Origin of the sequence: Streptococcus downei MFe28 (genome assembly GCF_900459175.1) — a bacterium.
GTDB lineage: Bacteria > Bacillota > Bacilli > Lactobacillales > Streptococcaceae > Streptococcus > Streptococcus downei.
The window spans coordinates 315364-331026 of the sequence record NZ_UHFA01000002.1 but is presented as its reverse complement, the minus strand read 5'-3'; the positions used below and the strand labels follow the sequence as shown (position 1 = coordinate 331026).

Genomic DNA, 15663 nt, shown 5'->3' with positions numbered 1-15663 from the left:
ATGAGGATTGTTAGGATTCATAACAAAATACTCCAGCCCTGATTACAAGGCTGGAGTGTTAATGTAAATCTGCTTATTCACTAGCTAGGGCATCAATTGGATTGAGTCTAGCTGCCTTACCAGATGGTGCAAGGCTAGCAATCAGGGCAATCAGCAAACCAATGATGACGGTCGTGATTGTCGTAGTTAGGGACACTTGGATAATGTCAAATTTAATGGTCGAGTAAACCAATTTATTAACCAAAAGTTGAACGGCTAGGGCGGTGATGATGGCTAAAATATTGGCGGACACGCCCAGCAGAAGACTTTCATTGACAAAGAGCCGGCGAATATCTTTGCGACGAGCCCCCATAGCCCGCAGAACACCGATTTCCTTGGTTCTCTCCGTAACACTCATATAGGTCGTTGCTACAATCATCAAAATGCTGACCAAGAGGGAAATACCAGCAACCAAGGCCAGAACAACCCCGACGATATAGGTGATTTGTACAATAGAGTTTAGAGTTGCGCCGACACCTGTGATGCTATAGAGCACCTTTCCGTTTTTCTTCAAGGCTCGAGCATCGTTTTGCGCCTGTTTGGTATTGTTCAAATTATCAACACTAGCTGTAATGAAATTAGGTTTTAACTTAGCTCCTTGCTTAGTCGCAGCTTTTTGTAAACTATCCATAGAAACTAGATTCATCTGCTCTGTTGTCCCTGAAATAGTATATTCTTTAGTAATGGTAATAGGTTTCCCGTCGTCACCCAAGGCGGTTAGCCCGATGGTCACCTTCTTACCAACGGCCTTTTTAACATCCTTAGAAATATTTTTCTTGGCATAATCTTTTGAAACAACAATTTGGTCTCCCTTAGGCATGGCCTTATTTGAGATATTCTTCTTTACGATAGTATCATTTGTTGTCTGTAAAATACTATTTTGTACGATTTTATCTTTATAACTGATGGTAAAAGTGGGGGCGTAATAGCCATATTCTGTCTTGGTAACATGCTTAATGTTACCAATTCTATCTTTATCCTTGCCAGTCATGCCAGTGCTAGTTAGTGCATCGGTATTTTTAAGGGTAACTTGAAAAGCCTTTGGATTAGCGATTTCATCTATAAAGCTATTCATATAGCCTCTTGCACCATTACCGAGGCCCAGGAAGAACATGACAGAAAAGAGACCTATAGCCATCCCAATCGTAATGATGAGGTTTTGCTTCCAAGCATTTTTAAAGTGAGCCCAGGCCATTTTCCAACTAGCTCCCCTGGTCAAAGGTCTGGAAGATAATTCTTCCGAGTCTTTCTCTGTTGAGAATGGGTCGCGTATGCGCTCATCGGCAGTTATTTGGCCATCGGTCAGGGAGACGATTCGTGTTCCTGCCTCAGCGACTTCTTGGGAGTGAGTAACTACGATAACAGTTTTGCCTGACCTAGCAATATCTTGTAAAATTTTAAGAACCTCTTTGGTATTTTGAGAATCCAAAGCACCGGTTGGTTCATCGGCGATGATAATCTCAGGATTGCTGGCCAAGGCCCGAGCAATAGCAACTCTTTGTTTTTGACCACCAGATAATTGGGCAGGCTTTTTCTTGCGGTGCTCATAAAGGCCAACTTGTTTCAAAAGTTTTTCAGCCTGAGCCAGCTGTTCCTTATGTGATAGCTTAGTCATTTTTAGGCTAGTCAGAACATTGTCTAGCACACTGAGGTAGTTCACCAAATTGAAGGATTGAAAGATAAAACCAATGGTTTGGCGGCGATACTCATCCATGGCCTTCTCACCCTTATTTTTTTGCGGTTGTCCATTGATAAGGACATCACCAGAATAATTTCGATCCAGTCCACCAATAATATTCATCAAGGTGGATTTTCCCCCACCAGATTCTCCCAGAATGCTGATGAAATCACCTTGCTCAAAAGAAAGGTCGATTCCTTTTAGGACGGGAAATTCTTCTTTACCTAGGTAATAAGATTTGTGGATATCTTTTAATTGTAATAGGCTCATAATGGCCTCCTCTTGTTCTATTTTGTGATATTGAAATGGTACAATTTTTTAAATAGCCTGTCAAGAATTTTCTGTTATCAGATTCCCCTTTTTAGATTTGGAGAAATGGTTATTAATCTAACTGTAATTTTCAAAGATTAACAGATCCTGAGGTTGTCCACTGGGGTTACCTAATCAAGTTCCCTTTGTTAATTTTGTTCAGTTCCTATTTATTAAGGACCTAGTCTCGTGTCGAATGAAAAAAGTTGCGCAAGGTCAAAACTCATTGTCTATTTTTAAAACTCGAGAAAAATGATTGCGCTGGGTCAAACCTACTTTCCCAATTCTGAACCCAACGGAGACCAGAGCCAACCACTATGGTGACTTGACTTGTCTCCCTTACTAATTCTGAGAGCGGGACAAAAATCGCGATTTCTAAGAAATTGATTTTGTTGTCCCGCCTCCGCACAGTTGATTTTGGTTTTCTCCAAGGGTCTCCCAGACCCTTGGACCTATCCTTGCTTAGCAAGGGATAAGGACCTCCAATCAACCACTGCGTCAATGTGTGTGATGTTGAAAAAGTAACGAGGCTAGCACTTTTTATACGAAAACTTCCAAGATTACACATTTTTATGGGTGAGGGCGAAGCCATCATGGCTGTCTGTCCCAACCTCTTCGTGTCGCCACGGACAAAGCAAGTCTATTATTGGTATTTAGACTTGCTACGAAAACTTCCAGTGAAGCTTTCTGTGTCTCTGACTAATTCAGATAAAGCAGTATTATCGACTGCTTTATCTTCATGTCGCGTGAATCTTAGTCCACTGGACCAGACTCGCTCTTTAATTTCTAGGCTCGTGAAAAATTGGTCCACCGGACCAATTTTTTGATAAAATAAGATGACTTTACGAATAGATAAGTAGAGGTGACCTAATGAAAGCTGAAATAATTGCAGTCGGAACGGAAATTTTAACGGGGCAAATCGTCAACACCAATGCCCAATTTCTTTCAGAGAAATTTGCAGAATTGGGGATTGATGTCTACTTCCAGACAGCTGTTGGCGACAATGAAGAACGGCTTCTCTCAGTCCTTGAGCAGGCTCGCCAACGTAGTGACATGATTGTTCTCTGTGGTGGCCTTGGGCCAACGGATGATGACTTAACCAAACAGACTTTGGCCAAGTTTCTCCATCGGCCCTTGGTTTTTGATGGCCAGGCCATGGATAAGTTGAATCACTTCTTTGCGGCTCGTCCAGCGGTGCTCAAGACCGCCAACAATGAGCGCCAGGCCCAGATTGTTGAGGGGGCTACCCCTCTTCAAAACCGTACAGGTCTAGCAGTCGGTGGTCTTCTTGAGGTTGAGGGCAAGACCTATATTGTTCTACCAGGCCCACCTAGCGAACTCAAGCCTATGGTCCAAGAGCAACTGCTTCCCCTAATAGACCAGGATCATCAGCAACTTTACTCTCGTGTTTTGCGTTTCTTTGGTATTGGCGAAAGCCAGTTGGTGACGATTATTGATGATTTTATCAAGAATCAGACCGACCCGACCATTGCCCCCTATGCCAAGACGGGGGAAGTGACTCTGCGCGTATCCACCAAGGCCCCAAGCCAAGATTTAGCCGAGCAAAAATTGGATCAGCTAGAAGCAAAATTGATGACCGTTCAATCGCTGGAGGACCGTCCCTTATCTAGCTATTTCTATGCCTATGGCGATGATAATTCTCTGCCTCAAGTGGCCTTTGACTTGCTCAAAAGCTCTGACAAGACTATTACAGCTGCAGAAAGTCTAACCGCGGGCCTCTTCCAAGCCACTCTGGCGGACTTTTCAGGAGCTTCGACTGTCTTTAATGGAGGTTTTGTCACTTACAGTATGGAAGAAAAATCCAAGATGCTGGGCATACCTCTGGTAGACCTTCAAGCTCACGGGGTTGTCTCAGCCTTCACTGCCGAGGCAATGGCTGCTGGTGCTAGACGTGAGACTGGAGCTGATCTTGCTATTTCCCTGACTGGGGTTGCTGGACCTGATACCCTGGAAGGTCAACCGGCTGGAACTGTCTTTATTGGTCTGGCTACTGCTGACAGTTTAGAAAGTCACCTAGTGAAAATAAATGGACGCTCTCGTAGTGATGTGCGTGAGATTGCCGTCCTCCACGCCTTTAATCTGGTGCGAAAAACTTTATTAAAGGAGAAAATTTTAGTATAATAACTAATACATGGCAAAAATAGCAAGAGGAAAAGCCTTCATTCAAGTCTAGGTGAAAGATAGGTCGCCGACTTGGGTGCTTAAAAGCTTCATACCAGAGAGTATTAGCAGGAATTGCCGAGCGTCGAGTCAGCTCCTCTTGTTATAGGCAAGTTCAACTAATAGGAGAAAAGAATTGGCAAAAAAAGCGAAAAAAACAGATGAAATTACCAAGAAGTTTGGTGATGAACGTAAAAAAGCCCTAGATGATGCCCTGAAAACCATTGAAAAAGACTTTGGTAAGGGTGCCATCATGAAGTTGGGTGAAAGAGCCGACCAAAAGGTCCAAGTCATGAGCTCAGGTAGTCTGGCCCTTGACATTGCCCTCGGTGTTGGTGGCTATCCAAAGGGGCGGATTATTGAAATCTATGGCCCTGAAAGTTCAGGTAAGACAACGGTTGCCTTGCATGCAGTAGCTCAAGCACAAAAAGAAGGCGGTATCGCAGCCTTTATTGATGCCGAGCATGCCTTGGATCCAAGTTATGCTGTAGCCCTGGGGGTCAATATTGATGAATTGTTGTTGTCCCAACCGGACTCAGGTGAGCAAGGTTTGGAAATTGCTGGCAAACTGATTGACTCAGGTGCCGTGGATTTGGTCGTTGTTGACTCCGTTGCAGCCCTAGTCCCTCGTGCCGAAATTGATGGAGATATTGGTGATAGTCATGTTGGCCTTCAGGCTCGCATGATGAGTCAGGCTATGCGTAAGCTGTCAGCTTCTATCAATAAGACCAAGACCATTGCCATCTTTATCAACCAACTGCGGGAAAAAGTTGGGGTTATGTTTGGTAATCCAGAAACCACTCCTGGTGGTCGTGCCCTGAAATTCTACTCATCCGTCCGTCTTGATGTCCGTGGAAATACCCAAATCAAGGGAACTGGTGACCAAAAAGATAGTAGCATCGGTAAGGAAACTAAGATTAAGGTCGTTAAGAACAAGGTAGCCCCACCATTTAAGGTTGCCCAAGTTGAAATTATGTACGGCGAAGGAATCTCTAGAACCGGTGAACTTGTCAAGATTGCGACTGACCTAGACATTATTCAAAAGGCGGGGGCTTGGTATTCTTATAATGGTGAAAAGATTGGTCAAGGCTCTGAAAATGCCAAGAAATACTTGGCAGACAATCCAGAAGTCTTTGATGAAATTGACAAGAAAGTCCGTATCAAATATGGCCTAATTGAAGATGATAAAACTCCAGAGGAACCAGCAACTGAAGCTGATTCAGCTAACAAATCAGAGCCAGAAGAACTATCCCTTGATCTCGATAGCATCGAAATAGAGGAATGAGAGCGGGATCAAAATCGCGATTTCCTAGAAATCACTTTTGTCCTCCCGCCTCCGCACAGTTGATTAGGATGGCCGCTATCGCTTGCCTAGCAAGGGATAAGGACCTCCAATCAACCACTGCGTCAATGTGCCTGATGTTGAAAAAGTAGCGAGGCTAGGACTTTTGTCACAACTTTATCCCGAGCCTTGAAATTGGAGAGCTAGGCAAGTCCACTAGACCTTCTCAGCAGATTTTCTACAAGACAAGGAATCTGCTGAGGTCATCTTCCTAGAATAGTAAAAAGGAGTCTTTCTTAGGCTTCTTTTTAAGTACGACGGGCATCTTGTACATCTGGGGGAGAGAGTCCCGTGGACAACTCCTACCGTTGAACCTCTCTATTGTGATACTCATCCAAAATCAAAAATAGCGGATATCCATTTTCTTCGAACAATGCTTTTTAAAGTACTCCAATGCAAGCCTCCAATCACTTCTTGGAGCTGATCAATGACTTCATTTTCTTGAAGCCACGTTTCCGAATCTCTGCCCAGACTTGTTCAATCGGATTCATCTCAGGGGTGTAGGGTGGGATGAAGGCGAACTCGATATTATGAGGAATCACTAAGCTCCTAGACTTGTGCCACACAGCATTATCCATGACCAGTACAATATAGTCATCTGGAAACTTCTCAGACAAACCTCGTAAGCATTCGTTCATCCACTCGGTATTACAACCACCTGCGATAAGGAAAAAGGATTGACCCGTGTGGGCATCGACACCCCCATAACAGTAGCGAAATTCTCGAATGTGGTGGCTGGCTACAATGGGACGAACGCCTTGCGGTGCCCAGCATTTTCCTAGCTTACTGATGCGCCCAAAACCGGCTTCATCCTGATACATCAGGCGTACTTTTTGATAGCGACGACTGTGTCGGAAGCGCTTACGGGCGCTCTTGAATGTAGATTTTATTTTTAGACGCTTCAATGACTTGGGCGTCTGCTTTTTTGGGGTGTTCTGGTCTAGGGCTAACTTTACGCCAACCGTGCCGTTTAAGGAGGGCATAAAATCCTTCGCGAGTAGTGGTACGCCCCACGCGTTTTTGATAAGCGTCAAAAAGGTCTTGGATAGTAATAAACTCACCATCCCTTGCTTGCTCAAACTGCTCTTTTAGGAAGTCCTGCTCCTCTTCAATAGTTAGATAAGAGCGTCGGCGACCACCTCGTTTTTCGTTTAAGATAGCTGAGAGGCCTCCTTCTTGATAACGTGTGATAAGGTTACGTATCGTTTAATGAACGAGACCAACTTCTTTTCCAATAGCCGTCAAACTCTTTCCCTCATAGCGTAAGAGGAGGGCATGAAGCTTTCGATAGTGTTTATCATTTGCTTTATCTTTGAGAGCTTGTTTGAGCTCTTGTGCTGGTGCTGGTGTAATTTCAATTGTCATGACTATATTATATCGCTACTTTTGATTTTTGTTAAGTATAAATCCTTTAAGATTAAGCAAGGATGTCATCTCGCTTAACCCACCCTTAAAATTTTAAGAGTTTTAGTTTTTTAGTTGACAATTTCAAAAATAGGTCCCAAGACCTATGTTCACTTGGAAGGACCTATGCTAAAATATAAGTATCATGTGATAGAAAGAGAGAAGTGACATGATTAAGATTTATACTATTTCTAGCTGTACCAGCTGTAAAAAAGCAAAAACTTGGTTAAACAACCACCAATTACCATATAAAGAACAAAACCTAGGTAAAGAAGGGCTGACAAAGGAAGAGATTCTCAACATCCTTTCCAAGACCGAAAACGGTGTGGAGAGCATCGTTTCTTCCAAGAATCGCTATGCCCGTGCCTTGGAGTTTGATATTGATGAGCTCAGCCTCAGTCAAGTGGTTGATTTGATTCAAGAAAATCCACGTATCCTCAAGAGTCCCATCCTGATTGACGACAAGCGCCTGCAAGTGGGCTATAAGGAGGATGATATTCGTGCCTTCCTTCCACGTGCGATTCGCGAGGTTGAAAATAATCAGGCTCGGATGCGGGCGGTTCTGTAAGTGATACCTGCTGGGACCAGCACTTTCTAAGTTGGAGAGTTGGGTCTTTAGGTATGGCTATCTTTAAAAAATAGACTTGTTCGGAAACCAAAAGTGGTATACTAAAACCATGACAACCGTATATGAAAAAGCTCTAAAGCTCAACTCAGAAAATTTTAAATTATTAATTGGCGTCAAAAAGTCCACCTTCCAGTTGATGCTGGAACACCTCAACGCAGCCTATCGCGCCCAGCATCAGAAAGGCGGACGAACACGCCGTCTAAGTATGGAAGACCAGCTCATTATGACCTTGCGCTATTTACGCTATTATCCGACTCAGCGACTGCTTGCCTTTGATTTTGAGGTCGGTGTCGCTACGGTTAATGCGACCATAACATGGGTAGAGGACACCCTCCGTGCTTCTGGCAGTTTTAACCTGGATCATTTGGAAGCCCCAAGTGCCTCTGTCGCTATTGATGTGATGGAGAGTCCGATTCAACGTCCCCAAAAAACCAAGGCAAACATTATTCTGGTAAAAAGAAACGACACACCTTAAAAACACAAGTGCTCCTTAATTTAAGGACCCATTGTGCTTGCCAGTTGGCTTTTGCGGATGGGCATACGCATGACTTTACCCTTTTCAAAGAAAGTATTGGCTATAGTTTGCCAGAAACAATCCTTGCTTTTGTTGATTTAGGTTACTTAGGCATCTTAAATTTTCATGAGAACACCTTTATTCCTGCCAAGAACTCCAAGTATCATCGTTTAACAGAAGCAGAGCAGCAACTGAATAAAGAGATAGCTGGGATAAGGATTGCCATAGAGCATTTCAATGCCAAGTTCAAGACATTTCAAATCATGGCTCAGCCCTATCGCAATCGGAGAAAACGATTTGAACTAAGAGCTGAGTTGATTTGCGGCATTATCAATTACGAGATGAACTAGTTTCCGAACAAGTCTATTATTTTAAGGGAGCGGTAGAAAAGTTGAAAGACTGATTAAATAATAAAAATTAAATACGACAAGGAGGAAGATAGCCTCCTTTTTTTATTTGACAGCGTCGTTGTTATAACATATAATTTAGTCTGTAATCAGACTAAATGAAGTGTAGGAAATAAATTTGGAATCAAATTTTATCAATCAATTATCAGCACAAGAAAAGGCTTTTGCTTCTCTTTACCGAACCTTATCAAAAAGATTTGGACTGTCGGAGTGTGGCATGTGGGTCTGTTATTTTTTATTGGTGAATAGCGGTGACATTACGCAACAGGATTTAGTCGAACATCTGATGTTTCCTAAGCAAACTATTCATTCTTCGGTAAAAAAGCTACTTGCTGACCAATATGTGGAAGTGACCGCGCTTCCAGGTTCTCGAAAGAGCAAAAAACTCTTATTGACTGAAAGAGGCAAACATCATACACAGCTGACTGTTGCTAAAATGCTGGAAGCAGAGAAACGGGCAATGAAGGTCATGGGGCAAAAAGAGATGCAACAGTATGTTGACCTTCAAGGGGCCTATTTGGCTCTCGTGAAGGAAGAATTTGCTAAGGCTGGTTTGCTGCCGCTAAAAAAATTGGAGGATAACTGATGGAAGTGTATGATAATATTGACATTTTGGGTGCGAAAGAGCATAACTTGAAAAACATAGATGTGACGATTCCTAAGAATAAACTGGTTGTCTTTGCAGGAGTTTCGGGCTCGGGAAAATCTTCCCTTGTCTTTGATACGCTGGCTCGGGAAAGCAGTCGTCAGTGGCAGGATAGCTATCCGCTCTTTCTGAGAAATAAATTGCCCCACTATGACCGACCGCAAGTGGACGATATCAAGAATTTACCGCCGTCTATTGTTGTCAATCAGAAATCTCTAGGAACTAATACACGCTCGACAGTCGGGACTGCCATGGATATTGCTCCGCTTGTCCGTCTGCTTTTCTCACGCATCGGTCAGCCCAGTGCGGGAGGTTCCATGGCTTACTCTTTTAATCATCCTGCGGGGATGTGCCCTGATTGCACAGGAATAGGGACGGTTTACCAGCTGATAGAAGGTAAGATCTTTGACAGCAGTAAATCGCTAAATGAAGGGGCTATTTGCTTCAGTCAATTTTCTAGTGGCTGGCAGGCTCATCTCTACCAAAATAATTCTTTGCTGGATGCAGATAAAAAACTGAATCAGTTTTCTGAGGCAGAATGGAAGATCTTGCGAGAAGGAAGCGATGAAACGATTAAGGTTGAAATCCGTTCCAATAATACAGGGCGCGTTGACCGCGTTGATTACGAAGGGGTTATTCCGCGTTTCTACCGTCTTTATCTGAAACGAGATATTTCTAAGTTGAAAAAAGCACTGCAAGAAGAAGTGCTCTCCCTTGTTACTCAGGTGCCTTGTGGGAGCTGTAAGGGTTCAGGACTTAATCCCAAGGCCTTGGCTTTTAAAATCAACGGCCGCAATATTGTTGACTATATGGATTTATCTGTCAGTGAACTCTTGCCCCTGCTTGAAGAGGTTGACAGCGACTTGGGTCAATCTTTAGTCGCCCAAATCTCATCAGCCATTAAACGGATGGAGGCTGTCGGCATTGGTTATTTATCTTTGTCACGCCGGACGGACACTCTATCAGGCGGCGAAGTGCAACGTGTCAAGCTCACCAGTCGATTGCAGGAAACCGGACAAATCTTTGTCCTCGACGAACCAAGTACAGGCTTGCATGATAAGGATGTTGAGCAGCTGCTCAGCTTACTAAGACGTCTCGTTAAACAAGGGAATACCGTTGTGATGATTGAGCATCGTTTGGAACTCATTGGTCAAGCCGATTGGATTATTGATTTAGGACCAGAGGGCGGAAGCAATGGTGGCTATATCCTATTTGAAGGCAAACCAACTGATATTATAAATTGCGAAAATTCTCAAACCGGAAAATATTTGAAAAACTATTCAAACTTTGAATGACCTATGATGATTGCCAAATCAGATAAAAATCAGACAAAACCCTATGTTGAGCAAGCTTATATTCATTTAAATTCAAAAATAGCAGTTGTTACAAAGAATATCCACTGTTTTAATCTCAGTTTATGTGAACAGAGTAGGCAAATAGGGATACTTTCGCCGTTGTGGCATTATTCCTAACAGTTACGCTGTTACGAATAACGGAAATTTTGAGACTTTTAATAGAGGCTCATCTTTAGCAATGAAATTCCGAAGGAAGTTGCTTGCGTCCGCACTACTTAACGACATGGAATTTTCAAAATCGATCTTATTTTGAAAATGGAGTTAGTAAGCTAGCTAGGTAAGTCGCCATAGCGCTTACCGTAGTTTATCAGGGATTGAAATGGCTGATAAACTTGCTAGGTTAGAAAGTATCGCAAAATGCTAATTTTGATTTTGACAGAGTATAAAAAGCTTAGAAACGTTGAGTTTTTAAGCTTTTCTTTGTTTCTGTAGACGGTGCTATACCATTCATTGTGGAAATATAGTGGTTTGATTTAGGAATAGGACTAGGCAACGAGTCGCAGATAGAACTAGGGTTCATCAAGACGAGTTAACGACGTCCTAATCTAAATTCAAAACACTATAATAGGTGAATTTGGCCTTGTGCTATTTGGAGAGTGGGATATGGTCTACAATTTCTACTGTTTGAAATGTGTGGGAGTTAGGTGATCCCATTATATGAAATAAAACCCCTGAATTAAGCGATTTCAGGGGTTTTGTAATGAAGCAGAAAAGAAATTTCGAGCAGCCGTTTGTAGATAGAAAAATCTGTTGAGGAATAGGCTGTTGATTTTTCATCAGTAAAAAAACACTCTAGTTTTACAACTGACTAAAGCGTTTCTTATTTGGCTACCCGATTCAATTTTCTATCCTAAAAAAGTAGAGATTCGTTTAAAGACAGTAGTCTAAAATCACCTGTTCAGCCTTTTCGACCCCACCGCTGGCTTTAAAGGTCCGAGCAATTTGAGAGGCTTTTGCTCTATATTTATTGTCGTTTAATAGAATATCAATACCTGTCGCAATTGTTTTAGGTTGAGTATTTTTCAGTTTAATACCAGCCCCCTTAGTTAACACTTGATTAGCAACAATGGACTGCTCATCTGTTTGGGGAAAAACAAGGAGGGGAACTTCATAATAAAGAGCCTCGCTGGTGCTGTTTAACCCACAATGGGTCAGGAAAACGTCGGCTTCTTTTAAAATAGCGATTTGATCTACCTTATGGGTGACCGTGATATTAGAAGGTATAATACCTAATGACTCAATATCAGTTTCAACACCAACTGATAAAACTACATCAAAAGGCTTATCAGCCAGAGCCTTGAAACAGTTCTGATAAAATGCACTAGCTTGATTATTGACCGTTCCTAAGGAAATATAAATAAGAGGGCGATCTTTCTTAGACCAAGTTGTTAAACTATCACGGATGATAGGACCTGTAAAGAAGATATTGTCACCGAATGTATCTCCGGTGGGTTGAAACTCTTGGGAAGTTGTGACTATGACCGGAATATCTTCTCTCGTCAAACTCAAATCAGTTACATGTCGAGTCTTGTAACCCAAGCCTTTAATCTTTTTATAGTGCTTTATGATTTTAGGAGACTGAATTAACAGTGCCAAGCTATCTGGCCACGTTAAATGAGATAGCATAGTTGGGGTGTGTTTATTAAAAGCAAAGTGTGTATTAGATGAAACACAAGGAATTGCCAGTTTGTCAGCAATGATAGAGGCCCAGAACGCAAGAGAATCTCCAACAATAACATGCGGCTGATAGTTACGGATGTCATCCAAGTAGTTTTCTATCATATCCTCAATAGCCTCAGATACCAAACTAAGTAAGATTGAAAAATGATTGGTTTGGTCATGAGTAGGTTTATTAACATGCTCTACTGTTACATAATCCATTTTTTCATCATAACAGATAACTTCCGCTCCCTGAGCCTCTAAAATTTCACGGAAATTAGTAATAGTATAGTAACGGACTTGGTGTCCGTCTTCAACGAGCTTTTTGACTAGAGCAATCGTAGGGTTGGTGTGACCAAATGCAGGAACGCCCATAAAAACAATTCGTTTCATTCGTTTGTCCTCTTTCTATTTTTGATAAGGACAGTTTATCCAAAATAGCCCATGAAAACAATGGGCAATATTAAACGAATGTTGTATAATCAGCATATATCTATTATTGTCTAGAAAGTTATCAGATGAAGAAACAAGACCGCCGTTTTAAACGAACTCAGAAAGTCATTTATAATAGTTTTTCAAACTTGCTCTTGGAAAAAGATTTTACAAGTATTACTGTTAATGATATCAGTCAACAGGCAGATATTAACCGCTCTACCTTTTATCTTCATTTTGAAGATAAATACGCACTTTTTGAAGCTTACCTGACTAGTTTATTGCCAATCGCTTCTGAGATTCACTTTACTCAGACGATTAGTCAACAAGAGCTGCTCTGTCGTGGTTTAGGTGAATTATATGATTATTTAGAAACGAATGATCTCTTTTTAAAGCGATTATTCAATGAAGAGAATTATCCTTTTACACTAAAAGCGCTCAGACCAGCGTTGAAAAATTTTTTTGATAACAACCAAGATGTTTTCTCTGAAAAGATGGCTCATTCGAGAGCATTCACCGCTCATATCAGAATAGCTAACTTAGTGGCTATGGTAGAGTGGTATTTAGCACAAAATGATTATAGCAGAGACCGATTTATCGAAGAGACTTATGAATTGATTTCAAAACTTGATAATTTCAACACCTAATAGTAAGGAGCACTATTAAGGAAGCCCAATTATCCAATCAGACAAAAACCATTTTGAGCAAGTAAAAAAGCCTAGAAATGTTGATTTCACAGGCTTTTTTGTTTTCAATTATTTAACTTCCGTAAAGCTGAAGTAATCTAAATTTAGCCTCTTATAAACATTATTAAATCACCATATGAGTTGCTTTGACCGTCTGTTAAGACGGCTTCTTTCCAATAATCTTCCATAAGGGAAAAGATGGCAGATTCTATAAAATGGCGTTGAGATTTGATCCCAAGTTCAGCATGACGATACTTTAAGAGAATTGGACAATAGTCTTGATATAACCTGTGACAAATTTTTGATAATTGCTTGATATTCCATTGTAAATGATGGGATTTAGCGGTATACTGTAAGTGGCTCATTTGGACAACCTCCTGTTTGATTTAGCATTTACAGTATAGTCCATTTGGGCTTTTTTCGTAACTTTTTAACTAGCACCACGGGTATATCTTCTATAATTGTAAGGTTAGGCAGCTCTCCGTTTAAATGGGCCATTGTTTGTTTTAAAAAGTTTAAAAAGACTATTGCGAACATATCTTGATAGGTTAAAATTTTTTCGATATTATCAATAAAATAACTGGCGTGATAAAACTTCTTACGTTCAATTAAAATGAGAATAAGATTCAAAAAAACAAGTTCCGCCCTTTTCTTATGGCTTGGAAGAGCACGATATAACTTGTCTCGATTAACAAAGGCTTTTCCTAGAAAACGAGGTCATCATCTACACCATCATGGTGTTACCCAAAATATACAGTTCATATTCTGTCCATTCTTCAATGGCATAAAGATAAGTCGTTAAAAATTCGTTTTCATCATCGGTTATAATATAATCAGTCTCTAATCCATGAATAGCCACTTTGATGACCAGTTCATTTAGCTGATTGTAGACTTCAAAAGATTCTGCATCTTGACAATTAGCAAGGATGTTTTTTAGACCCTCTAAATCTTTTTGGGACTGCAGTTCAACTAATTTCTTACCGATTTAAAAAAATGTGCTTTCTTGATATTGATTCATGGCATAACCGAATTCCGAAAAACTCATATGGATACCCTCAATAGCTAAAAGCAACTTATCGGCAACCAGCATGGTTTTGTCCATTTTCAAACTTAGATATTTGTGAAACGGATAAGTTATCTCTGGCGACATCCTTTAGTTTAAGTCCCCGAGCTATTCTCAGTTCTTTATAAAATTCTCCTAATTCAAGTGATTTGCCTAACATAATAATATACTCCTTGCTGAGAACCCACAACCTGATGTTATATGAACTTCATTTTTTATATTGCTTTTGCAATATTAGCATTTACCTCCTAAACTTGGAGAGAATTTTGGCGGATAAAATAATTATTATAAAAAGTAAAATATTATTGTCGTTTTAAATCACCGCTATTTTCCGTAGCAAACACCTCAAATCACCCAGTACAATAATATTTTATTCCTTGTTATCTATCAGTAATATTTCAATTTTATTGCCTACCTTACACTCTTATTATATCACTTAAAAATACAATACGTAACAAAGAGTAGCAAAAAATATCGGTAAAGTCAATAAGTTTTGGCAGTTTAGATTTTAATTTAATGCTATACTCAAAGGGTCATTATAATTAAAGGTAGGTTCTTATTATGGATAAACAAACCGTTATCTCAGCTCGACATTTAAAAAAATGTTTTGGAAAAGGCGATAGTATGCAAACAATCTATTCCGACTTAAACATTGATATCTATAAAGGTGATTTTACAGTTATTATGGGGTCCTCAGGAGCGGGTAAATCCACTCTAATGTACTCTCTTTCAGGAATGGATAAACCAGATTCCGGACAAATTATGTTTGATGGTGAGGATATAACACACTTGACAAGCGACCAGCTTGCTAAATTTCGAAGAAAGCAATGTGGTTTTGTCTTTCAGCAAATCTATTTAATGAATCAATTAAGTCTGATGGATAATGTCATTACGGCTGGAATACTGACAAATAAACACCGTAAAGAGGTTGTTAAAAGAGCCGAAGAACTCTTTTCGCTGGTTAATCTCCCTAAACAGACGCAAGAAAAGCTACCGTCTTTAATTTCAGGTGGTGAAGCACAGCGAGCCGGCATTGTTCGAGCAGTCATCAATACTCCCAATGTGCTGTTTGCGGATGAACCAACAGGTGCTTTAAATTCAGCCAATTCTAAGGCCGTACTTGATGTTTTTTCTTCACTGCACAATAGAGGTCAAAGTATTGTCATGGTTACACATGATAAAGAATCTGCTCTGCGCGGAAACCGTATTGTTTATGTAAAAGACGGTCAAATATCCGGTGAATGCAATCTTGATGACCACACTGACTCAATCAAGCGTAAAGCAACATTTGAAACATTTCTTTTAGAAATGGGGTGGTAA

General features: G+C 40.7%; 9 protein-coding genes and 4 pseudogenes. 8 read left to right on the top strand and 5 right to left on the bottom strand.

Annotated features, from left to right (window positions below; translation table 11 throughout):
- Positions 1-73 precede the first annotated feature (73 nt).
- Entirely contained in the window at positions 74-1987 is a 1914-nt protein-coding gene (locus DYE66_RS01475) for an ABC transporter ATP-binding protein/permease (protein WP_115324811.1), read from the bottom strand.
- A gap of 909 nt (positions 1988-2896) precedes the next feature.
- Between DYE66_RS01475 and DYE66_RS01470 the strand changes: the two genes are divergently transcribed.
- Positions 2897-4168 carry a competence/damage-inducible protein A gene (locus DYE66_RS01470; protein WP_115324809.1) on the top strand — a complete coding sequence of 424 codons (1272 nt, stop codon included), beginning with the start codon at positions 2897-2899 and terminating at the stop codon, positions 4166-4168.
- A gap of 175 nt (positions 4169-4343) precedes the next feature.
- Positions 4344-5492: a recombinase RecA gene (recA, locus tag DYE66_RS01465; RefSeq protein ID WP_002999561.1), complete on the top strand. Its 1149-nt coding sequence runs from the start codon at positions 4344-4346 to the stop codon at positions 5490-5492.
- Between the two features lie 387 nt (positions 5493-5879).
- On the opposite strand, the pseudogene DYE66_RS01460 reads toward recA, so the two are convergent.
- Positions 5880-6914: pseudogene (locus DYE66_RS01460) on the bottom strand (IS630 family transposase).
- A 208-nt stretch (positions 6915-7122) separates the two neighbouring features.
- Here DYE66_RS01460 and spx point away from each other — a divergent pair.
- The 4 genes and pseudogenes from spx to DYE66_RS01440 all read left to right on the top strand — a co-directional run bounded on the left by spx (position 7123) and on the right by DYE66_RS01440 (position 10443).
- Complete coding sequence (gene spx, locus DYE66_RS01455; protein WP_002999521.1) at positions 7123-7521, top strand: transcriptional regulator Spx; 399 nt, start codon at positions 7123-7125, stop codon at positions 7519-7521.
- Positions 7522-7630: 109 nt separating this feature from the next.
- Positions 7631-8445, top strand: a pseudogene (locus tag DYE66_RS01450) (IS5 family transposase).
- A 175-nt stretch (positions 8446-8620) separates the two neighbouring features.
- Positions 8621-9088 carry a MarR family winged helix-turn-helix transcriptional regulator gene (locus DYE66_RS01445; protein WP_002999704.1) on the top strand — a complete coding sequence of 156 codons (468 nt, stop codon included), beginning with the start codon at positions 8621-8623 and terminating at the stop codon, positions 9086-9088.
- Positions 9088-10443, top strand: coding sequence for an excinuclease ABC subunit UvrA (locus DYE66_RS01440; RefSeq protein ID WP_002999550.1), 1356 nt, complete (start codon positions 9088-9090; stop codon positions 10441-10443). The genes DYE66_RS01445 and DYE66_RS01440 overlap by 1 nt, the downstream gene beginning before the upstream one ends.
- Before the next feature lie 930 nt (positions 10444-11373).
- Here DYE66_RS01440 and DYE66_RS01430 read toward each other — a convergent pair.
- Positions 11374-12555 carry a macrolide family glycosyltransferase gene (locus tag DYE66_RS01430; protein ID WP_002999568.1) on the bottom strand — a complete coding sequence of 394 codons (1182 nt, stop codon included), beginning with the start codon at positions 12553-12555 and terminating at the stop codon, positions 11374-11376.
- A 125-nt stretch (positions 12556-12680) separates the two neighbouring features.
- Between DYE66_RS01430 and DYE66_RS01425 the strand changes: the two genes are divergently transcribed.
- Positions 12681-13241, top strand: coding sequence for a TetR family transcriptional regulator (locus DYE66_RS01425; protein WP_002999518.1), 561 nt, complete (start codon positions 12681-12683; stop codon positions 13239-13241).
- A 171-nt stretch (positions 13242-13412) separates the two neighbouring features.
- Here DYE66_RS01425 and DYE66_RS01420 read toward each other — a convergent pair.
- Both DYE66_RS01420 and DYE66_RS01415 read right to left on the bottom strand, forming a co-directional pair.
- Positions 13413-13645: pseudogene (locus DYE66_RS01420) on the bottom strand (IS982 family transposase); the annotation flags it as partial.
- A 28-nt stretch (positions 13646-13673) separates the two neighbouring features.
- A pseudogene (locus DYE66_RS01415) lies at positions 13674-14503 on the bottom strand (Rgg/GadR/MutR family transcriptional regulator).
- A gap of 401 nt (positions 14504-14904) precedes the next feature.
- Here DYE66_RS01415 and DYE66_RS01410 point away from each other — a divergent pair.
- Positions 14905-15663 (top strand): ABC transporter ATP-binding protein, encoded by a 759-nt coding sequence (locus DYE66_RS01410; RefSeq protein ID WP_002999630.1) that lies wholly within the window; start codon positions 14905-14907, stop codon positions 15661-15663.